Raw genomic sequence first — 21,779 nt, 5'->3', positions numbered from 1 at the left:
ATAGTTCTAATAATAAAAAACTACCAAAAAAATAATAAATGAAGTAAATTTACCTTGCCTTAAAATACCTAACATATGAAAAAAACCTACTCACTTTTAGCTTTATTGCTATTCTTTGCTTCTGCTAGTGCCCAATATTGTATTCCTGCAGGAAATGACCCTTCCTTGGACTTTGTGGATAGCTTTCAAGTAGGCACTGATATCAATAATCCACCAACAACACTTGGATATAGTGACTTTACTGCCACAACTTTTACAACGATCAAAAGAACATTAAACTACCCTGTAACTATAATAAAAAATTCTACAGACGACCAAGGAGCTGCCGTTTGGATTGATTACAATCAAGATGGTGACTTTGATGATGCCGGAGAACTTGTAGTAAACTTTACACAAGATTTCGTAGCTTCTTTTTCAGGATCGTTTACTGTCCCAGTAACGGCACTTACAGGAACCACACGAATGAGAGTAATGCTTGAATACCAGTTTTCTCCTGGTGTTGGAGATGCTTGTAGACAATTTATATTTGGAGAAGTTGAAGATTATACCGTAGAAATAGAAGCATTGCCGTATCCTGGAAACGTTATTTCAAACCTACAACTTTGGATGCGGGCAGATGCCGGAACTACACTAACAGGAACCGACGTAGATGCTTGGGAAGATCAATCACCAAATCAATTCAGTGCCGCTTCACAAGGAACTTCCGATGCACAGTTCATTACAAACGGACTCAACTTTAATCCTACATTACGATTTACGGGGACACAATTTTTAAATGTTGGAAATCAGCCTGAGCTAGACATACAACCGCTTACGGATGAAATGACCGTCATTACTGTTATAAACGCCTCGTCTTTTGGTACTGTTGTAAGTAAAGCAGATGAATTTGACCGAAACTATCAAGTCTGGTCTGGCTTTACCGACAGAGCATTACATCACACGCTAGGAAGAGCTACAGGTGACCCTACAACCTCAGTTCGTTTTGGAACACTACACATTCGTGATGAACCAAAAATTACAAGTGGAGTTGTTGCAAACACAGGAAATAGTTTTACAAGACTAACACCATACATGAACGGAGTAGTAGATGTTGCCGCGACCAATGAAGGTATTTCTAACGGAACTGTTGCTGCAGATGTACTTATTGGCGCTAGACGATCAAGTGGAAACACAGGTTCAAGCTTTCGGTTCAATGGAGATATCGCAGAAGTTATCATTTATGACAGAGATTTAACAACTGCCGAATTGGAAAGAGTTGAATCATACCTAGCCATAAAATATGGAATAACACTCGGAGCTAATGAAGCTTTTTGGGACACTGCAACCGTATCAACATCACCAACAGGATACGCTGGTACAAGTAAAAATTACCTAGACTCAAACGGAACTATCATTTGGAATGGTTCTTCGAATGCAGGATACGGATTCAACGTATTTGGAGTAGGTAGAGATGATAACTCAGGATTATTACAAACACAATCAAATAGTGTTAATGTTGATGTTATAGACATATTAACAATGGAGGTTGAAAGCGGAAGTATTGCTACCGATAGAAGTTTCCTAATGGTTGGAAGCAACGGACTTGCCGAAACAATTCAGACAACAACATTGCCTGCTCGTACGATGGGAATACTAAACAAAGTTTGGCATGCTCATGAAACGACAGCTGAAGTAGGAACTGTTGAATTACGATTTGACATGAGTGGTAGTGGTGTCGCAAACCTAGACGATTTAGAATTATACATAGCAACCAATGATAGTTTTTCTGATTATGAAAACTATGAAGGAACAAACGTTGGTGGAATAATTACTTTTACAGGAGTAAACCTAAGTGACGGACAATATTTTACACTTGCAGAGCCAGAAGTTATTACAGGAAATAATTCGCTATTTTTTGATGGTATAGACGATTATGTAGAAGATAGATCGCCAGTAACCAGAGGGTTAACTGATTATACCGTGATGGGATGGATTAGAAATCCGGGACAGTCTTCCACAATTGCTGACCGTAGAATACTTGGTGTTACGGGACAATACAAATTCTTTCTAAATTCAGGATTATTAGGGTTTCAAGAAGGACAAACAGGAGCTGTAGGGCAAACAGGTAGCTCAACAATTAGAGATTGGGTTCATTTTGCCATCATAGTAGACACAGCCTCAGGTAGGGCCAACTTCTACTTAAACGGACGTGGCGCAGGTGGAGGAGGAATTGATCCGCTAGCCTCAAATACCAACCCGTTTAGAATGGGAACAGAGTCAAATGTGAACTTCTTTAGAGGCTCCATTGATGAGGTAAGAGTTTTTAATGTTGCTCTAACATTAGATCAATTGCGTGAAATGGTGCACCAAGAAATTGAACAAAACGGCGCTAATGTAATGGGTTCTGTAATTCCTAAAGATATAGAAGACTTTACTACTGGTAACAACGTGCCTTGGTCTTCATTAGTAGCTTATTATGACATGTCTTCCATAAAAGGAAATCGAATTGAAGATGTAACAGGAAATGACAATACGTTATTTATGAAAAACATCAATGCGGTAGAACCTCAAACTGCTCCAATGCCATACACAAGTATTGCTGATGGAAATTGGGGAGACGATGCTACTTGGGAATTTGGTAATGTATGGGATATTCCTTCTGCAGCAAGTATCAATTGGTCTATAGTTCAAATAAAAAATGATGTAACGGTCAATGCAAATTACTCTACCTTAGGATTAACGGTAGATGCCGGAGCAACACTTACAGTAACAGGGACAAATCCTGTAGTAACCAATACATCTCCGTTTGCAGCTACACGAGGAACAGGTTTTGAATTAATCAACACTTGGTATACAGAACTCAACGGAATCATTGATTTAAACGGAGAAAGTCAATTTAGACAAACTGTACGAAGTGATTTAGCAACTACAAGTTCTGGTTACATTGAAAAAGATCAACAAGGTACAGCAAATAACTTTACATACAATTATTGGTCTTCGCCAGTAGGAGCTATTAATACAACAGCAAACAATCAAAGTTTTGCATTGGAAGATGTTTTCCTTGATGGTACTAATGTAAGTGCACCAGGACCTATTGCTTGGACAGTGCCAGCAAACGCAGATGGATCAACATCTCCATTCACAATCAGTTCACGATGGATATACAAATTTATCAATGGTGGCGATGAAGATTACGATGCATGGTTATATACAGGAAACGCAGGAAGCATTTCTGTAGGAGAAGGATTTACCATGAAAGGTGTTTCTAATACAAGTGATGAACTAGAAGAACAAAACTATGTCTTTAGAGGAAAACCTAACAATGGTACAATAACAGTAAGTCCTTTAGGTGACACAAACTTGTATTTAGTTGGAAATCCATATCCTTCTGTCTTAGATGCCAATCAATTCATTGCTGATAACTTGGCTAATGATGCTACTTCAGGAACATTATATTTCTGGGAACATTGGGGCGGAGGAACGCATGTTCTTTTAGCATACCAAGGAGGATATGCTACATATACTACCTTAGGAGGAACACCAGCAATGTCGCACCCAACGGTAAATCAAACAGATTCAGGAACAAAAACTCCTGGACGATTCATTCCTGTTGGACAAGGTTTCTTTGTGCAAGGTGATAACAATGCAGGAAATGGACTTACCGCAACGGTTGAGTTCAACAACGGACAACGTGGAAACTCTGCTGGTTTAATTCGTGAATACGGATCGTCTCCAACATCAGTTTTTGTAAGAGATGGTGTTGATGACACATTAAATCCTGGCATGTTTGAAAACTCAGAAAATGCAACAAATACTGCTGCTGAAAATATCGAAAGTGATGATGATACTTCTTCTGACGATGACGACGATATTGAATACGACGAAGATGGTGTGCCTGTAGATACCAGACAAAAAATTCGCTTAGGTTACATCAATCCAGAAGGTTTCCGTAGACAATTACTATTAGGATTTGACGAAAATTCTACTGACGGAATTGATTTAGGTTACGATGGAGAATCTATCGGAGTTACTGCAAATGACATGTATTGGTCATTAGAAAATCAAAAATTCGTAATTCAGGCATTGCCAGATTTTAATATAGATAGAGAAGTGGCAATTGGTTTAGTTACTGAGACAGTAGGTGGCGGAACAATAACATTAGATGCATTAGAAAATATAGACAACACTGTTGGAATCTATATAAAAGATAACTACACTGGCATAACACACGATTTGCGTGCAAGCGATTTTCAAGTGTCAATTCCTGTAGGAGCTACTGATGATAAATATTCGTTGGTTTTCAAACCAGAAAATGCACTAAGTGTTAACAATGAAATTCTAGAAAGTGGAATTACCATGTACACCGATACAGAAACGGAAGAATTGGTAATTACAAACAATACCAACTTCAAACTAGAACTAATTGATTTACACACCATTCTTGGACAAAAGATAATTTCTATCAAAGAAGGAATTGACGAAAACATTATTCGAATTCCTATTGACAACCAAGCAAGTGGTATTTACGTAATAAGTATCTATTCTGAAAAAGGAAAAATTAGTAAAAAGCTAGTCATTCAATAACACAGAATAACTCATATACAAAAGACCACTTGACAACCAAGTGGTCTTTTTTTATTTAACACATTACAATTCAATGAAATTCATTAATTTCGCAAATTCAATACAGAGCAGAAAAAATGGCTAACAAATTTACAGAATACAAAGGACTCAACTTACCCGTAGTAGCAGAAGAAATACTAAACTATTGGGAAGAAAACAACATCTTTGAAAAAAGTATAACCTCACGTGAAGGAGCTGAATCATTCGTGTTTTTTGAAGGACCACCTTCAGCAAACGGATTACCAGGAATTCATCACGTATTGGCTAGAGCTATTAAAGATATTTTCTGTCGCTACAAAACCCAAAAAGGATATCAAGTAAAACGTAAAGCTGGTTGGGATACACACGGACTTCCTGTAGAACTTAAAGTAGAATCAGAACTCAATATCACCAAAGAAGACATTGGCAAAAAAGTATCTATCGATGAATATAACGAAGCTTGTAAAAAAGCAGTTATGCGTTATACAGATATTTGGAACGATATGACCAAAAGAGCTGGATATTGGGTAAATATGGACGATCCGTACATCACGTACAAACCCAAATACATGGAAAGCGTTTGGTGGTTGTTAAAGCAAGTCTACGACAAAGGCTTAATGTATAAAGGTTATACCATTCAGCCATATTCACCAAAAGCTGGAACAGGACTAAGTTCGCACGAAGTCAATCAACCTGGAGCGTATCAAGATGTCACAGATACAACTGTTGTAGCGCAATTTAAAACCATCAAAGAAACCTTGCCAGAAGCCTTACAAAACATAGGCGATGTACATTTCTTAGCATGGACAACAACACCGTGGACATTACCATCAAACACAGCACTAACTGTTGGACCAAAAATCGATTATGTCGTTGTAAAATCATACAATCAGTACACATTTGAACCTATAAATGTCGTATTGGCAAAAAACTTAGTTGGGAAACAATTTACGGGTAAATTCACGAAAGTGGAAACCCTCGAAGAACTAGAAGCGTATCAACAAGGAGACAAAAAAATACCATTTTTAGTAACTAGCGAGCACAAAGGAAGCGACTTGGTTGGTATAAAATACGAGCAATTGCTTGATTACGCATTGCCATATCAAAATCCTGAAAATGCTTTTAGAGTCATTTCGGGTGATTTTGTTACCACAGAAGATGGAACAGGAATCGTACACACAGCGCCAACATTTGGAGCAGACGATGCTAAAGTTGCCAAAGAAGCAACGCCAGAAGTTCCGCCATTATTAGTATTAGATGAAGAAGGAAATCCTGCGCCACTTGTAGACTTGCAAGGACGATTCAGACCAGAATTGGGCGAATTTGGAGGGAAATATGTAAAAAATGAATACTATGCAGAAGGTGAAGCTCCAGAAAAATCAATTGATGTCGAATTAGCCATCAAGCTAAAAACTGAAAACAAAGCATTTAAAGTAGAAAAATATGTGCACAGTTATCCACATTGCTGGCGTACAGACAAACCAATATTATACTATCCGTTAGATTCATGGTTTATCAAAATCACGGACGTAAAAGATAGAATGCATGAACTCAATCAAACCATCAACTGGAAGCCAAAATCGACAGGAGAAGGACGTTTCGGAAACTGGATTGCAGGTGCCAACGACTGGAACTTATCTCGATCACGTTTCTGGGGAATTCCATTACCAATCTGGCGTACAGAAGATGGAAAAGAAGAATTGATAATTGGTTCTTTAGAAGAATTAAAAGCGGAAATCAAAAAAGCAATCGACGCTGGTGTAGAAACCAAAGACGTTTACGCTTCTTTTGAAGTTGGAAACATGTCTGATGAAAACTACGACAACGTAGACTTGCACAAGCATATTGTAGATCAAATAACGCTAGTTTCGCCTTCTGGGAAACCAATGAAACGCGAAAGTGACTTAATTGATGTTTGGTTTGACTCAGGTTCTATGCCGTATGCACAATGGCATTATCCGTTTGAAAACAAAGAACTCATAGACAACAACGAAAACTATCCGGCAAACTTTATTGCAGAAGGTGTCGATCAAACTCGTGGTTGGTTCTACACGCTTCACGCAATAGGAACGATGGTTTTTGATTCGGTTGCGTATAAAAATGTGGTATCAAACGGTTTAGTGCTAGACAAACACGCACAAAAAATGTCTAAACGTCTTGGAAATGCAGTTGATCCATTTACAACCTTAGACAAATACGGACCAGATGCGACGCGTTGGTACATGATTTCGAATGCAAATCCGTGGGACAACTTAAAATTCGATCTAGAAGGAATCGCAGAAGTACGCCGTAAATTCTTCGGAACGTTATACAACACATATTCATTCTTCTGTCTATATGCAAACATTGACAATTTCAGCTACAGCGAAGACGAAATTGTACTGGCAGAACGTCCAGAAATAGACCGTTGGATACTTTCTGAATTGCACACACTTATCAAAAACGTAGATCAATTTTACGCAGAGTACGAACCTACAAGAGCTGCAAGAGCCATCTCAGAATTTGTACAAGAAAATCTAAGTAACTGGTTTGTGCGTTTAAGTAGAAGAAGATTCTGGAAAGGTGATTACGGACATGATAAAATATCAGCATACCAAACCTTATATACGTGTATGCTAACAGTTGCCAAACTAGGCGCGCCAATCGCACCTTTTTATATGGATAGACTTTACAAAGATTTAACGCTAGCAACAACTACAGAAAACTTTGAGAGTGTACATTTGTCAGCGTTTCCAAAATACGATGAATCGTTCATTGACAAGTCGTTAGAACGTAAAATGGAAAACGCACAAACAATATCTTCGCTCGTATTATCGTTAAGAGCTAAAGAAAAGATCAAAGTGCGTCAGCCATTACAACGTATCATGATTCCTGTGTTGGATGAACAAAACAAAGCGGAGATTTTGGCTGTTGCCGAATTAATCAAATCGGAAGTAAACGTAAAAGAAGTAGAACTCTTAGATGATGCTTCTGGAATATTAGTCAAGCAAATAAAGCCAAATTTCAAAGTTTTAGGACCAAAATTTGGAAAAGACATGAAGGCAGCTGCAGCAGTAATCATGCAATTTGGACAAGAAGAAATTGCCGAAATTGAAAAAACAGGAAAAATACCCGTAGAAATTAACGGAAAAAATAGTACATTAGACATAACAGAAGTAGAAATCACTTCTCAAGACATAGAAGGTTGGTTAGTAGCCAATTCGGGAGGAATTACCGTAGCGTTAGACGTTACCATAACTCAAGAGCTCCGTAAAGAAGGAATTGCAAGAGAACTTGTAAACAGAATTCAAAACTTACGTAAAGATTCAGGGTTTGAAGTCACGGATAAAATCCAAGTAACACTACAAAAAGATGAACATTTAGTCGATGCTATCAATGCAAATATAGACTATCTGAAAACGGAAACGTTGACAGCAGAACTTATATTTGTGGATCAACTAGAAAATGGAACAGAAATTGCTTTCGATGAAGTAAACACCGTATTGTTTATTAAAAAAATATAGAGATCATGGAAGACACTAAAATAAGATACTCAGACAAGCAGCTTGGAGAATTCAGAACAATCATTCAAGACAAAATAGATCAAGCGCAAAAAGATTTAGCACTATTAAAAAGTGCTTATATGAACGATCATAACAATGGAACTGATGATACTTCACCAACATTCAAAGCTTTTGAAGAAGGATCAACAACCATGTCGAAAGAAAAAAATATGCAATTGGCTATTCGTCAAGAGAAATTTATTCGTGATCTAAAAAATGCTTTAATTCGTATTGAAAACAAAACATACGGAATCTGTAGAGTAACAGGAAAACTAATCAATCCTGAACGCTTAAAATTAGTGCCACATGCAACTTTAAGTATTGAAGCAAAAAATATGCAGAAATAAAAATCTATATATCATACAAAAAGCGCTCAATGAGCGCTTTTTTAGTTTACAGTTGAAAATTTAGGTATTAGATTTTGGGAATTAGGTATTAGGAAGTTTCTAAGTGTATTTGAAGTTTCAAAGAACGAGTCCATACTTTGGCAAACTCAGTGCAGGCTAAAAACAAAGTTGAAGTTTAAGCGTTTATAAGTTTAGCAGTTTACACTATGATTTAAAATATAGAAATAACAACTTAACCCAAAACCCAAAACAATGCAAAAAGTGACTTACATAACCTATTTTTTTATGCTATTCACAACTGCATGCTTTGCCCAAAAAATAACGCAACAAACCATTACAATTGATGGAATAGAAGAAATCCGAATCAATACGGAAAAAATATTTCAGCTCAACATCTTCAGCACAAACGATCCTTTCATTAAAATTGAAACCAGTATGGAAGGCGAATATTACCAAGATGTCAATGTCATTACAGCAACCAAAAACAAGCAACTACAACTTTCATGTGAACTCGCAGAAGGTTTTCAAATGCCAAACGACAAACTAAGCGCGCACAAGGTATTTTCAATCAAAATGAATCTCTATCTACCTAAAAAGCTCAAAGTTCAGCTAGAAGGCTACGAAACGCAAGTATACATCAAAGGAAACTATCAAAAATTTTTGGCGGTCTTACTCTCAGGAAACGTTACTTTAGAAGATTTTTCTGCGGAAGCAAAAATTCAATCCAAAAAAGGGAACATTCACCTTACAAACAAAAAGCAACTTGATTTTGAGACGAAAAAACCTCAGGAAATCATCTTCTACAAAAATGGGAAAAGAATAGAATTAAAAGCCAACAATGGAAAGATTACATATTCTTCTGATAAAGCCTAAAATATTCTTATTTTAGCGGGCAATTAAATTTTCAATCGAAAATTGTACGACACATGTCATTAAAAAAAGCTATTGGAATCATTGTTTTGGTCTTACTCATAGATCAAATCAGTAAAATATATATCAAAACGAACTTTGCGCTCGGAGAATCCGTAGAAGTATTTAGTTGGTTTAAAATTCTCTTTGTAGAAAACAAAGGAATGGCTTGGGGCGTTGAATTGCCTGGAAGCTATGGAAAATTATTTCTCACCTTATTTCGATTATTTGCCATCACTGCCATTGGATATTGGTTGTATGATTCGGTAAAGAAAAAAGGCTCTCGAATTCTCATTGTAGCTATTGCGCTCATCTTTGCAGGTGCTTTTGGAAACATCATTGACTCTGTATTTTACGGACTTATTTTCAATGAAAGTGTATATCAAGGAGAAGTAGCTACATTTATGCCTGAAGGCGGTGGATATGCTCCTGTATTCTACGGACGTGTGGTTGATATGCTTCATTTTCCGATGATTGATACTACATGGCCAGCATGGATGCCATGGATTGGTGGCGATCGTTTTACGTTCTTCGATCCTGTGTTTAACATTGCTGACTCTGCAATTACTATTGGAGTTTTGTTGTTAATTATTTTTAACAAAAGAGCGTTTCCGAAGAAGCCAAAAAACGTAAAAGAAATTGCCGTAGAAGAAGAAATTGCGACAGAGTAAATTTAAAACTCAAAAACTTTTTCAGGCGTTACACAAAAATCCAAACCAATATCAGTTGCATCTACTGTAAACAAAGTTGTTTCTGGTGGAAAAAAGGACAAACCAATCTTAATCGTTTCGGGTTTGCATTCTGCCAAAAAGCGATCGTAAAAACCTTTTCCGTAACCAACTCTATTTCCGTTCGTATCATACGCTAACAATGGTATAAAAACCACATCAATTTTTGTTGAAGGAACTTCGATGCCATCTACAGGTTCAGGAATATTATAGGCATTCTTTTTAATGATGGTATTATCTGTTAGTAGAAAATGTGTCAACGAATGATTTTTAAAATCACTCTTAGACAAAACAACATCTTTATCTTTTCCCAAAAGAATATTCAACACAAATTCGGTATCAATCTCTTTTTGTTCGGTAATTGTCAAAAACAAATGATAATAGCGTTTTTCCCAAACGGGAAGTTTCAACAAATTATTGGCGATGGCAATGCTAAAATCATCTAACTGCTGAGGTGTCAGCTCATTTCGTAATGCTTTATATTTCTTCCGTAAGGTAGTTTTTGACATTCTAAAAGATTTATCACAAAAATAAAAAATTGTAACTTAGATGAAGCAATACGAATCCTTTGTTTTTGGAAGAATTGCGAGTAACTTTGTTTGCACGAAATGTACTATGGAAGAATTAAAAAAAGCGTTAGACCTTAAAAAAGAATTAGATACTCTACGACCAATTGATGCTGAAACAGAAGCTATTATCATGCAAAAATTTCGGTTAGATTGGAACTACCATTCAAATCATTTAGAAGGAAACACGTTGACATATGGAGAAACAAAAGCATTACTTCTTTTCAATATTACAGCACAAGGAAAACCACTCAAAGATCATATTGAAGTTACAGGACACAATCAAGCGATTAATTGGGTAATTGATGTGGTAAAAGGAGATTATCCACTGACAGAAAGTTTTATCCGACAAATTCACGAGTTATTACTCAAAGAACCATACGAAGTTGATGCGATTACGCTAGATGGAAAACCAACGAAAAAGAAAGTACATGTTGGTAAATACAAAAAAACACCAAATCATGTAAAAACGGTTACGGGAGAAATATTCCGATTTGCTACACCAGAAGAAACGCCAGCAAAAATGACCGATTTACTCAATTGGTATAACGAAAAAATAACAGAAGAAACTGTAAATCCTATATTATTAGCGGCAGAATTTCATTATAAATTTATACGAATTCATCCATTTGATGATGGAAACGGGCGAACTGCAAGAATCCTCATGAATTTTATCTTGATGAAATATGGTTTTCCACCAACGATCATTAAAACAGAAGACAAAGAAAATTACTTCGCAGCCTTACGATTGGCAGACGCAGGAAACATAGAAGCTTTTATCAATTACATTGCACAAAACTTAGTATATTCTTTACAACTTATGATTGCTGGCGCAAAAGGAGAGAATATTGAGGAAGATGATGATGTGGAGAAAGAAGTTGCTTTGTTGGAACAACGCTTTAAGCATTTGAATGATACGATTATAGTTAGAAATAAGGAGCAAGTTGAAAAGATAATAAATTACTCTGGAGCAAAACTATTTGAAAAAATTGAAATAAAACAAAAAGAATTATTTAATCGATTTTATGAAAAATCAAATTTTGAAACTGATTTTGAAAGAATTGAAAATGCATTTGGAGAGAAATATGATCTTTTTGAAATTTCTTTCGAATTTGAAACATTAAAATCTGGAATTTTAAAGGGAGATTTTTATTTTGTAATATATTTTGAATTTTATGAGGAGAAGTATAACGTTTCCTATGAGCAAGGGAATGAAGAAGAAATGTTTGATGAAGTTACTTTCGTGACGAAACAGTATGGAGTACAATTAACAATTGATGAAATTGATGAAATAATAGAATTAAGTCTTAAGAGACATAAAGAATCATTCGAAGAACTTATAAAGCAAAAAGAAAACTCCAAAAAATAACAATATGTTAGTTCGAGCACAGTCAAGAACACTTTGAAAACGTAAAATGTAAAAATATTTTTAATCTTAGAACCAATCTCAATACTAATATCTCAGTACTCAATACTACCAAATGACCGAAGCACTACAACTACAACTCAAAACCTTACCAACCAATCCTGGTGTCTATCAATACTATGATAAAGACGGAAAGTTGTTGTATGTAGGAAAAGCGAAAAACTTAAAAAAACGAGTCGCATCTTACTTTACCAAAAATCATGAATATGGAAAAACGAGGGTTTTGGTCAAAAAAATCGTTTCCATAAAACACATTGTAGTAGCTACAGAAACAGATGCGTTGCTGTTGGAAAACAATCTCATCAAAAAATACCAACCGCGTTACAATGTCATGCTAAAAGATGACAAATCGTATCCATGGATTTGTATCAAAAATGAACGTTTTCCACGTGTATTTCCCACACGTAGAGTTATCAAAGATGGCTCAGAATACTTTGGTCCGTATACGAGTATGAAAACGGTTCGAACGCTACTAGACTTAATCAAAGGTCTCTATCCGTTGCGAACCTGCAATTACGATTTATCACAAGAAAAAATTAACGCAGGCAAATACAAAGTGTGTCTCGAATATCATTTGGGCAATTGTTTGGGTCCGTGTGAAGGTTATCAAACCATACAAAGTTACGACGAGCAAATTGTAGCAATTAGAGAAATTATCAAGGGAAATTTCAAAGATTCACTCAATCAATTTAAAGCGCAAATGAAAACCTATGCGGAAGCAATGGAGTTTGAACAAGCGCAAAAAGTCAAGGAAAAAATAGACATTCTAGAAAACTATCAAGCAAAATCAACAGTTGTCAATCCAAAAATTAGCAATGTCGATGTTTTTACAATCGTATCCGACGAAAGTTTTGGGTACATTAACTTCTTGCAACTCTCGTTAGGTTCTATTATCCGATCGCACACGATGGAAATCAAAAAGAAATTGGACGAAACCGACAAAGAATTACTCGAACTCGCTATCACAGAAATTCACCAACGTTTCAAAACAAACTCCAAAGAACTATATGTACCTTTTGAAGTTGAGGTTGGCGAAAAATTCAAAATCACAATTCCAAAATTAGGTGACAAAAAACGAATCTTAGAACTGTCATTACGAAATGCGAAATACCATCGTATGGAACGTTTCAAGCAAATAAAACTGACAGATCCAGACAAGCACGTCAATCGTATTATGGCGCAAATGAAAAAGGATTTACGTCTCTCAGAAGAACCGCGACACATTGAGTGTTTTGACAACTCCAACATTCAAGGAAGCAATCCTGTGGCGGCTTGTGTAGTATTCAAAAATGGAAAACCAAGCAAAAAAGAATACCGACATTTCAACATTAAAACCGTAGTTGGTCCCGACGATTTTGCTTCTATGGAAGAAGTCGTGTATCGCCGATACAAACGTTTGGTAGAAGAAAAGCAACCTTTACCACAATTAATTGTCATTGATGGAGGAAAAGGACAACTATCTTCGGCATTAAAAAGTTTAGATGCACTAAATTTACGAGGAAAAATAGCAATCATCGGAATTGCAAAACGTTTGGAAGAAATATACTATCCAGGTGATTCAATTCCACTATATTTAGATAAAAAAAGCGAAACGCTAAAAATTATACAACATTTACGAAATGAAGCACACCGATTCGGAATTACGTTCCACCGAAACAAACGAAGCAATAGTGCGTTAAACTCAGAATTGGAAACCATTGCAGGAATTGGCGAAAAAACCATCGTAGAACTGTTGAAAAAATTCAAATCGGTCAAACGAATTTCAGAAGCTTCTCTCGAAGACATTTCGGCAGTAGTTGGAAATAGCAGAGCAAAAAAAATATACAATAACTTTCATAAAAAATAAGCGTTCACACCATGAAAAAGTGGATCTGTATTTACATAGCAATCTTTAGTTTCTTTATTGTCTCGGCACAAGAAAAAACACCACAAAAGCAAGACCTTAAAGTAGGTTTGGTACTCAGTGGTGGCGGAGCAAAAGGGTTGGCGCATATTGGAACACTCAAAATAATTGACAGTTTGGGAATTCGGGTAGATTATATTGGAGGCACAAGTATGGGCGCCATCATCGGATCATTATATGCCTCAGGTTATACCGGAAAACAAATCGATTCCATCTTTAAAATTACAGATTTCAACAAACTAATTCAGGATGATTTACCACGATCTGCCAAAACATTTTACGAAAAAGAAGATGCAGAACGTTATGCAATCACGTTGCCGTTTGAAAACTTCAAAGTAAGCTTTCCTTCGTCAATTTCTAGAGGACAAAACGTATACAACAAACTTGCAAGCTTACTATTGCACGTAGATCATGTAAATGATTTTAGTAAACTTCCCATTCCGTTTTTATGTATTGCTTCAGATATTGAAAAAGCAGAATCTGTCATTCTTGAAAAAGGATTTTTGGCGGAAGCAATAACGGCAAGTGGTGCGTTTCCGTCTCTATTTGAACCTATTCCTATGTCGGGTAGACTACTCATTGACGGTGGTGTTACCAACAACTATCCTGTTGATGAAATCAGAGCAAAAGGTGTTGATGTCATCATTGGTGTAGATGTGCAAGACGATTTGGCAAGCAGAGACAAATTGAAATCTGCAGTATCAATCCTCAACCAAATCAATAACTTCCGTACCATAAAAGCAATGCGGGAAAAAAGTAAAAAAACAGACATTTACATTCGTCCAGATATTGTTGGTTTCTCTGTGATGTCGTTTGACAGAGGTCGCGAATTAATAGCAAGAGGTCATGAAGCGGGCAAGAAACAAATTGAAGCATTACAAAAAGTTGCGGCACAGCAAAAACAAAAACGACAATTACCACCTGTAAAAATAAAAGATTCTATCAATGTAAATTACATTCACTTACGTGGAAATAAAAAATACACACGTTCCTACGTACGTGGTAAACTTCGCTTCAAAACGCCCAAAAAAGTATCGTTCAAAAAATTTCAAGAAGGAATTAGTAACCTTGCCGCAACAGGAAACTTTACAGGAATTCGTTATAAAACTGTAAAAAATGACGATGGCACAAAAGACGTAATCTTAAACCTGAGAGAGCGTCCAAACAAAACATTTTTACGTTTGGGAGCACACTATGACGATGTATACAAAACGGCAGGATTGATAAATGTTACGGCAAAAAAAGTACTCTTTAACAATGATGTGGCTTCGTTCGACTTTATTATTGGCGACAACATTCGCTACAACTTTGAGTATTATATTGACAAAGGATATTATTGGAGTGTCGGACTCAAATCGCGTTTTAACACCTTTGAGCGCGGAATAAATTTTGATTTAATTCGTGAAGGCAATGAAAATCCAAACCTAAACAGAATTGATCTTGATGTTGCCGATTTAACCAACCAATTGTACATTCAAACTGTCGTTCGAGAAGAATTTGTATTTGGCGTCGGAGCAGAACACAAACGACTAAAACTCACCTCAGAAACCATTGTGGAAGGCAATGAAGAAGAAACTACTTTTGAAAAAAGTGATTTTATCAGCACATTCGGATTCTTAAAATTAGATACCTACAACAATAAATATTTTCCGTCAAGCGGATTGTTCTTTGAAGGTGACTTTAATTGGTATCTCTATTCATCTGACTTCAACAAAAACTTCAATCCATTCTCTATCGCAAAAGCGAAAATGGGATATGCAACCACAATTATTGACAATGTTTCGCTAAACATTACTTCCGAAGGCGGATTTAAAATTGGAGATAATTCTACCAATTCCTTAGATTTTGTTTTGGGAGGATTTGGAAACAACTTCATCAATAACTACACGTCTTTTCTTGGTTACGACTTTTTAAGCTTTACAGGAAATAGTTTTGTAAAAGGAAGTATTTCATTTGATTATAATTTCTTAACGAAGCATCACGTAAATCTAACGGCAAACTATGCAAATGCTGGAAACGATATTTTTAGAAGCGGTGAATGGTTTACAAAACCAGACTTTAACGGTTATGCCGTTGGTTATGGTTTAGAAACCTTTTTTGGACCTTTACAAGTCAAATATGCTTGGACTCCCGAAATTGATGACGATCAGCTATATTTTAGTATTGGATTTTGGTTTTAGACGCTCACAAAAAAGTGCGTTTTAAATCAATAACAGCTTGTAAAATACATGATTAAATCTCCATAATAAATCCCAAACATGACTTCAATCATAAAAAATCTATAAATAATTACGATATTTGTAAACAGGTGAATAAAAAATACCTGGAAAATTTAAACAAGTGAAACCTTTTTGGAACGACTTACTAGCGCATTTACACTATCTTATCAAGCGAAATCCTGAATAAGAAAGCGTTGTTTTTTTGCTAAATGTGACCTCTTTTCTCACATTTTTCTATATATTATTACACTATATTTTACGATTACAAAAAAATAACAATATGCCTTTTTATCATAAATTAGGAAATATTCCACCAAAACGACACACGATATTCAGAAAGCCAAACGGCGATTTATACTACGAACAACTTTTTGGAACAATTGGCTTTGATGGAATGTCCACCAACAGTTACCACGAACACAGACCGACACAAGTCAAAGAAATTCGCAAGCAATACAGCGTACAACCCAAAATTGCCAAAGCGAATAATATGCAATCTTATCGCTTCCGCGGATTTCAAGTGCCACCAGAAGCAGACTATTTAGAAAGTAGAAAAGTAGTGTTGACCAACAGTGATTGCAACATCATTTTGGCGGCTCCACAAGAATCTACGCGTGATTATTTCTATAAAAATACAGACGCAGACGAACTCATCTTCATTCACAAAGGAACAGGGAAACTCCGCACAATGCTCGGAAATCTTGATTTCAAATATGGAGATTATCTATTAGTTCCACGCGGAATCATTTACAAACTAGATTTTGATACAGACGACAATCGTTTGTTCATCGTAGAATCGTATCGACCAATTTATACACCAAAACGTTACAGAAACTGGTTTGGGCAACTCTTAGAACATTCGCCTTTCTGTGAACGTGACATTCGCAGACCATACGAACTAGAAACCAACGATGAAAAAGGAGAATTCCTCATCAAAGTTAAAAAGCAAGGTGACATTTTTGAAATGATCTACGCCACACATCCATTTGATGTTATTGGTTATGATGGTTACAACTATCCGTATGCGTTTTCCATTCACGATTTTGAGCCAATCACAGGTCGCATTCATCAACCGCCACCAGTACATCAAACTTTTGAAACAGACGCATTTGTAGTCTGCTCATTTGTGCCAAGATTATACGACTATCATCCTGAAAGCATTCCAGCACCTTACAATCACAGCAATATTGATAGCGACGAAGTTTTATACTATGTAGATGGAGACTTTATGAGTAGAAACGATATTGACGCAGGACACATTTCACTACATCCAGCAGGAATTCCTCACGGACCACATCCTGGTGCTGTAGAACGAAGCATCGGACAAACAGAAACAGAAGAATTGGCAGTCATGGTCGATACCTTCAAACCTTTACAAGTAACCGAAGAAGCCATGAAAATTGCTGATGAAGACTATTTCAAATCTTGGTTAGAATAAATACAAGACTGATGACACAACACACAACCAACATTGCAACGCAAATTCGTGCCATGTGGTAAGTAAACAAACTTACTTACAGGATTTATCACACACAAAAACGAATTGCAAACGCATAAAAAATTATAAAAAGATGGCAGCAGAAATAAAAAACTTAAAAGATTTACAAAATACAGAATACGGACTCAAAAAATTATTTGACGAAGCAGAAGACTTTCTTCCACTTTTAGGAACAGACTACGTAGAATTATACGTCGGGAACGCCAAACAATCGGCACATTTCTACAAAACGGCTTTTGGTTTTCAATCAGAAGCTTACGCAGGATTGGAAACAGGATTAACCGACAGAGTTTCATACGTATTAAAACAAGATAAAATTCGCTTGGTCTTAACAACACCATTAGGAAAAGGTGGCGAAATCAATGAGCATATCGATTTACACGGCGATGGCGTAAAAGTAGTAGCACTTTGGGTAGAAGATGCTACAAAAGCCTTTGAAGAAACGACCAAAAGAGGCGCAAAACCGTACATGGAACCAACAAAAGAAGAAGATGAAAACGGATATGTAATTCGCTCAGGAATCTATACGTACGGAGAAACGGTTCATGTTTTTGTAGAACGTAAAAACTATAACGGAGTCTTTTTACCAGGATATCAAAGATGGGAATCTCACTACAATCCGGAGCCAGTTGGCTTAAAATTCATCGATCACATGGTAGGAAATGTAGGTTGGGGAGAAATGAAAGAATGGTGTGAATTCTACGCGAAAGTAATGGGATTTGCGCAAATTATCTCCTTTACAGATGATGATATTTCTACCGATTTTACTGCGTTGATGAGTAAAGTAATGAGTAATGGAAATGGTAGAATCAAATTTCCAATCAATGAACCCGCAGAAGGAAAAAAGAAATCGCAAATTGAAGAATATCTAGACTTTTACAATGGTTCAGGAGTACAACATATTGCGGTTGCTACAGACAATATTATTGATACGGTTTCGCAAATGCGCGAACGTGGAGTAGAATTCTTATACGTTCCAGATACATATTATGATGACTTGTTAGAACGTGTTGGCGACATCGATGAAGATGTAGAAGAACTCAAAAAACACGGAATCTTAATTGATCGTGATGAAGAAGGATACTTATTGCAGTTATTTACCAAAACCATTGTAGACAGACCAACAATGTTCTTTGAAGTCATTCAGCGTAAAGGCGCACAATCATTTGGAGTAGGAAACTTTAAAGCTTTATTTGAAGCGATAGAAAGAGAACAAGCTGCTCGCGGAACATTGTAATATAACTAATTAAAAACGTACACTGAGCGGAGTCGAAGTGTACGTTTTTTTGATTTTCTCTCCCTAAAAACAACAACATGACCAGAGAAGAATTACTCGCTGCCATAGACAAAAAATATTTGGATATGGGACAAGATCCTGATGTACACCTTTCAGGACTATTGCATGCTGAACCTATGAAATATTGGGATTTCATTCAGGTAGATGCACTTTTAGGATTGCAAACACAACGCACACAATTACCTGATGAAATGGTGTTTTTAATCTACCATCAGATAAACGAATTGATTTTTAAAATGATTCTGTGGGAAATGCAACAAATTGCACATACGGAAAACATTGTACCAGAAAAATTTATCATGCATCTCATGCGAATCAGTCGTTATTTTGACTTACTTTCCAATTCGTTTGACATTATGGGCGAAGGAATGGAAGTGTCACAATACATGAAATTTCGCGATACCTTAACGCCAGCCAGCGGATTTCAATCGGCACAATACCGTAAAATTGAAATTGCTTCTACAGAACTTATCAATCTAATTGATTACAGATTTAGAGCAACAATTGATCGTGAGACGCCATACTTACATGCGTACAACAATATGTATTGGCAAGTGGCAGGACACGATCATAAAACGGGAAAACGCAGTAAATTGATGATTAATTTTGATGAGAAATACAAAAAAGAACTCATTGAATGGATGAAAGAATACAATACCATCAATCTATGGACAAAGTTTAAGCAATTACCAAGAGAATATCAAAATGATACTGCTTTGATAAACGCGATGCGTCATTACGATCATACGGTAAATATTAGTTGGGTAATGCATCATTACAACACAGCGGCAAAATATATCAATTCCAATGAAGGAAATCCTGAAGCAACTGGCGGAAGCGATTGGCAAAAATACATGCATCCAAAATATCAAAAAAGGATCTTTTTTCCGCAACTTTGGAGTGAAGATGAACTAAAAAATTGGGGAATTACCAATTTAGAAGGCTATAAAACAATAAAATAGCCAAATTTACAGAAGTAAAAACTGTCAAAATGTTGAATAATTTTCAAATAATCTAAAAAACTATTAAATATTCAATAATAAACATCGACAAAATACCATTCTGAATATAATAATTGTGTTAAAGTCAAATACTGTGCTTGCATAGTATAATTCTCGTTTTATATTTGCAGTGCAAAAGCGAGTGGTTTCCTTTTGCAACTTTAAGATGAGAGATTTTCATAATTTAAAGTTTTGGTTGGTTAATAAATAAAAAAAAGCTCGATCGTAAGATCGGGCTTTTTTTGTGGGCTTTTTTTCAGAAATAAAAATTGTTAACAAATTCATAATAAAATTTAAATTTAACTGAATATTCAATAATAAACATCGACGAAATACGATTCTGAATGCAAAAATTGTGTTAAAGTCAAATACTATGCTTGCATAATAAATGTTCCGTTATATATTTGCAGTGCAAAAGCGAGTGGTTTCCTTTTGCGACTTTAAGAAAACTAGATTTTCATAATTTAAAGTTTTGGTTGGTTAATAAAAAAAGAAAGCTCAGTCGTAAGATTGAGCTTCTTTTTTTTGTCTAAATTTTTCTGTATAATTCAGTCAAAAAAGGACTTTCAATCTTAACTACTTGTCACTAATTAGTTTTAAGATTCTTCTATACAATTGGCTTTTAAGATTCAGCTGTAATACGTAAAAATTTTTATAATATTTTTTAACTGACGATTGTTTGTAGTATAGTTTCCTTCTGAAAAAAATCTGTTAATAAGTTAGCTCAAAAGTATTCAGAAATACGCAATGTAACATTCAATGCAACTATTTGTTATACATGCGTTTTTAATCGATGTAGACCTAGAAGATAAAAAGAATCGCAAAAAGCAAAAACACAAAAATATAAGCTTAAAAACAACGTTACATTCTTGGAAAGACAAATTTCTACACTTTTTTTTGGAATAGTAATTGCGTTACAACAATAAATTAACAAAAAGTAATGCGAATTTTATTATTTTTACAAACCTTTACATCAAACATGAAACGTACACTTACAATACTTTGCCTGCTTATAGGCTTCGCTTTACAAGCACAACAAAAAGAAACAGCATTCACCTCAGGAGAATGGTTTAAATTTAGAATTCACTACGGATTTATCAACGCGAGTTATGCCACGCTTGAGGTCAAGGATGAATACTTGAATGGAAAAAGTGTATATCATGTAGTTGGAAAAGGAAAAACGACTGGTTTCGCAAGTTGGTTTTTTAAAGTAGATGACAATTACGAAAGCTATTTTGACAAAGAAACAGGACAGCCATACAAATTTATTCGTAAAATTGATGAAGGCGGACATACAAAAGACATTGAAATTGACTTTAACTACAAAAAACAAAAAGCATTAGTCAACAATAAAAAGCACAATACAAAAAAAGAATACAACATCGAAAAAGATGTACAAGACATGGTTTCTGCATTTTACTATTTGCGAAACAACTATGATGTTTCTGACATCAAAGAAGGAGAAGAAATTGTGTTAAACATGTTTTTTGATAAAGAAAACTTCAAATTCAAGCTCAAATTCTTAGGACGAGAAAACAAGCGTACAAAATTTGGAAAAGTACCTTGTTTAATCTTTAGGCCTTATGTACAAGCAGGACGTGTTTTTAAAGAAAATGAAAGTTTAACACTTTGGGTTTCTGATGATGAAAACAAAATTCCGATCTCTATCAAAGCAAAACTCATGGTAGGTTCGTTAAAAGCAGACTTAGACGCTTTCAAAGGACTCAAACATCCTTTTAAAATAATTGTAGACTAAATACGT

General features: G+C 35.6%; 13 protein-coding genes. 12 read left to right on the top strand and 1 reads right to left on the bottom strand.

Annotated elements, in window-relative coordinates:
- Positions 1 to 75 precede the first annotated feature (75 nt).
- The 5 genes from KAOT1_RS14990 to KAOT1_RS14970 all read left to right on the top strand — a co-directional run bounded on the left by KAOT1_RS14990 (position 76) and on the right by KAOT1_RS14970 (position 10,050).
- The gene (locus KAOT1_RS14990) at positions 76 to 4,563 is read left to right on the top strand and encodes a GEVED domain-containing protein (protein ID WP_007095700.1); all 4,488 of its coding nucleotides are present in this window, start codon (positions 76 to 78) and stop codon (positions 4,561 to 4,563) included.
- A 116-nt stretch (positions 4,564 to 4,679) separates the two neighbouring features.
- Complete coding sequence (gene ileS, locus KAOT1_RS14985) at positions 4,680 to 8,084, top strand: isoleucine--tRNA ligase (protein ID WP_007095699.1); 3,405 nt, start codon at positions 4,680 to 4,682, stop codon at positions 8,082 to 8,084.
- A gap of 5 nt (positions 8,085 to 8,089) precedes the next feature.
- A complete protein-coding gene (locus KAOT1_RS14980; protein WP_007095698.1) occupies positions 8,090 to 8,470 on the top strand; it encodes a TraR/DksA family transcriptional regulator in 381 nt (126 codons plus the stop codon).
- A 252-nt stretch (positions 8,471 to 8,722) separates the two neighbouring features.
- Entirely contained in the window at positions 8,723 to 9,343 is a 621-nt protein-coding gene (locus KAOT1_RS14975; protein ID WP_007095697.1) for a DUF4097 family beta strand repeat-containing protein, read from the top strand.
- Between the two features lie 53 nt (positions 9,344 to 9,396).
- Complete coding sequence (locus KAOT1_RS14970) at positions 9,397 to 10,050, top strand: lipoprotein signal peptidase (RefSeq protein ID WP_007095696.1); 654 nt, start codon at positions 9,397 to 9,399, stop codon at positions 10,048 to 10,050.
- Positions 10,051 to 10,052: 2 nt separating this feature from the next.
- Here the strand turns inward: KAOT1_RS14970 and KAOT1_RS14965 are convergent, their stop codons facing one another.
- Positions 10,053 to 10,616 carry a 5-formyltetrahydrofolate cyclo-ligase gene (locus KAOT1_RS14965; protein WP_007095695.1) on the bottom strand — a complete coding sequence of 188 codons (564 nt, stop codon included), beginning with the start codon at positions 10,614 to 10,616 and terminating at the stop codon, positions 10,053 to 10,055.
- A 40-nt stretch (positions 10,617 to 10,656) separates the two neighbouring features.
- On the opposite strand from KAOT1_RS14965, the gene KAOT1_RS22065 reads away from it, so the two are divergent.
- The 7 genes from KAOT1_RS22065 to KAOT1_RS14930 all read left to right on the top strand — a co-directional run bounded on the left by KAOT1_RS22065 (position 10,657) and on the right by KAOT1_RS14930 (position 21,773).
- Positions 10,657 to 12,042, top strand: a complete 1,386-nt coding sequence (locus tag KAOT1_RS22065; protein ID WP_007095694.1) for a Fic family protein — start codon at positions 10,657 to 10,659, stop codon at positions 12,040 to 12,042.
- Positions 12,043 to 12,154: 112 nt separating this feature from the next.
- Complete coding sequence (uvrC, locus tag KAOT1_RS14955; protein WP_007095693.1) at positions 12,155 to 13,945, top strand: excinuclease ABC subunit UvrC; 1,791 nt, start codon at positions 12,155 to 12,157, stop codon at positions 13,943 to 13,945.
- 11 nt (positions 13,946 to 13,956) lie between these two features.
- Positions 13,957 to 16,182: a patatin-like phospholipase family protein gene (locus KAOT1_RS14950; protein ID WP_007095692.1), complete on the top strand. Its 2,226-nt coding sequence runs from the start codon at positions 13,957 to 13,959 to the stop codon at positions 16,180 to 16,182.
- 319 nt (positions 16,183 to 16,501) lie between these two features.
- Complete coding sequence (locus KAOT1_RS14945) at positions 16,502 to 17,659, top strand: homogentisate 1,2-dioxygenase (protein WP_007095691.1); 1,158 nt, start codon at positions 16,502 to 16,504, stop codon at positions 17,657 to 17,659.
- Positions 17,660 to 17,792: 133 nt separating this feature from the next.
- Positions 17,793 to 18,956 carry a 4-hydroxyphenylpyruvate dioxygenase gene (gene hppD / locus KAOT1_RS14940; RefSeq protein ID WP_007095690.1) on the top strand — a complete coding sequence of 388 codons (1,164 nt, stop codon included), beginning with the start codon at positions 17,793 to 17,795 and terminating at the stop codon, positions 18,954 to 18,956.
- A 77-nt stretch (positions 18,957 to 19,033) separates the two neighbouring features.
- A complete protein-coding gene (locus KAOT1_RS14935) occupies positions 19,034 to 19,978 on the top strand; it encodes a tryptophan 2,3-dioxygenase family protein (RefSeq protein ID WP_007095689.1) in 945 nt (314 codons plus the stop codon).
- 1,018 nt (positions 19,979 to 20,996) lie between these two features.
- On the top strand, positions 20,997 to 21,773 hold the full coding sequence (locus KAOT1_RS14930; RefSeq protein WP_040560110.1) for a DUF3108 domain-containing protein: 777 nt from the start codon (positions 20,997 to 20,999) through the stop codon (positions 21,771 to 21,773).
- Positions 21,774 to 21,779: the final 6 nt, after the last annotated feature.

Source organism: Kordia algicida OT-1, from assembly GCF_000154725.1.
GTDB lineage: Bacteria > Bacteroidota > Bacteroidia > Flavobacteriales > Flavobacteriaceae > Kordia > Kordia algicida.
Note: the sequence above shows the minus strand (reverse complement) of the source record. Positions and strands in the feature narration are given on the sequence as shown.

What these genes read in the sequence shown, in the direction of transcription:
- KAOT1_RS14990 (WP_007095700.1), top strand. Translation starts at nt 76, where the DNA reads ATGAAAAAAACCTACTCACTTTTAGCTTTATTGCTATTCTTTGCTTCT.
- KAOT1_RS14970 (WP_007095696.1), top strand. Translation starts at nt 9,397, where the DNA reads ATGTCATTAAAAAAAGCTATTGGAATCATTGTTTTGGTCTTACTCATA.
- hppD (WP_007095690.1), top strand. Translation starts at nt 17,793, where the DNA reads ATGGCAGCAGAAATAAAAAACTTAAAAGATTTACAAAATACAGAATAC.
- uvrC (WP_007095693.1), top strand. Translation starts at nt 12,155, where the DNA reads ATGACCGAAGCACTACAACTACAACTCAAAACCTTACCAACCAATCCT.
- KAOT1_RS14950 (WP_007095692.1), top strand. Translation starts at nt 13,957, where the DNA reads ATGAAAAAGTGGATCTGTATTTACATAGCAATCTTTAGTTTCTTTATT.
- KAOT1_RS14945 (WP_007095691.1), top strand. Translation starts at nt 16,502, where the DNA reads ATGCCTTTTTATCATAAATTAGGAAATATTCCACCAAAACGACACACG.
- KAOT1_RS14965 (WP_007095695.1), bottom strand. Translation starts at nt 10,616, where the DNA reads ATGTCAAAAACTACCTTACGGAAGAAATATAAAGCATTACGAAATGAG.
- KAOT1_RS22065 (WP_007095694.1), top strand. Translation starts at nt 10,657, where the DNA reads ATGAAGCAATACGAATCCTTTGTTTTTGGAAGAATTGCGAGTAACTTT.
- KAOT1_RS14930 (WP_040560110.1), top strand. Translation starts at nt 20,997, where the DNA reads ATGAAACGTACACTTACAATACTTTGCCTGCTTATAGGCTTCGCTTTA.
- KAOT1_RS14980 (WP_007095698.1), top strand. Translation starts at nt 8,090, where the DNA reads ATGGAAGACACTAAAATAAGATACTCAGACAAGCAGCTTGGAGAATTC.
- KAOT1_RS14935 (WP_007095689.1), top strand. Translation starts at nt 19,034, where the DNA reads ATGACCAGAGAAGAATTACTCGCTGCCATAGACAAAAAATATTTGGAT.
- KAOT1_RS14975 (WP_007095697.1), top strand. Translation starts at nt 8,723, where the DNA reads ATGCAAAAAGTGACTTACATAACCTATTTTTTTATGCTATTCACAACT.
- ileS (WP_007095699.1), top strand. Translation starts at nt 4,680, where the DNA reads ATGGCTAACAAATTTACAGAATACAAAGGACTCAACTTACCCGTAGTA.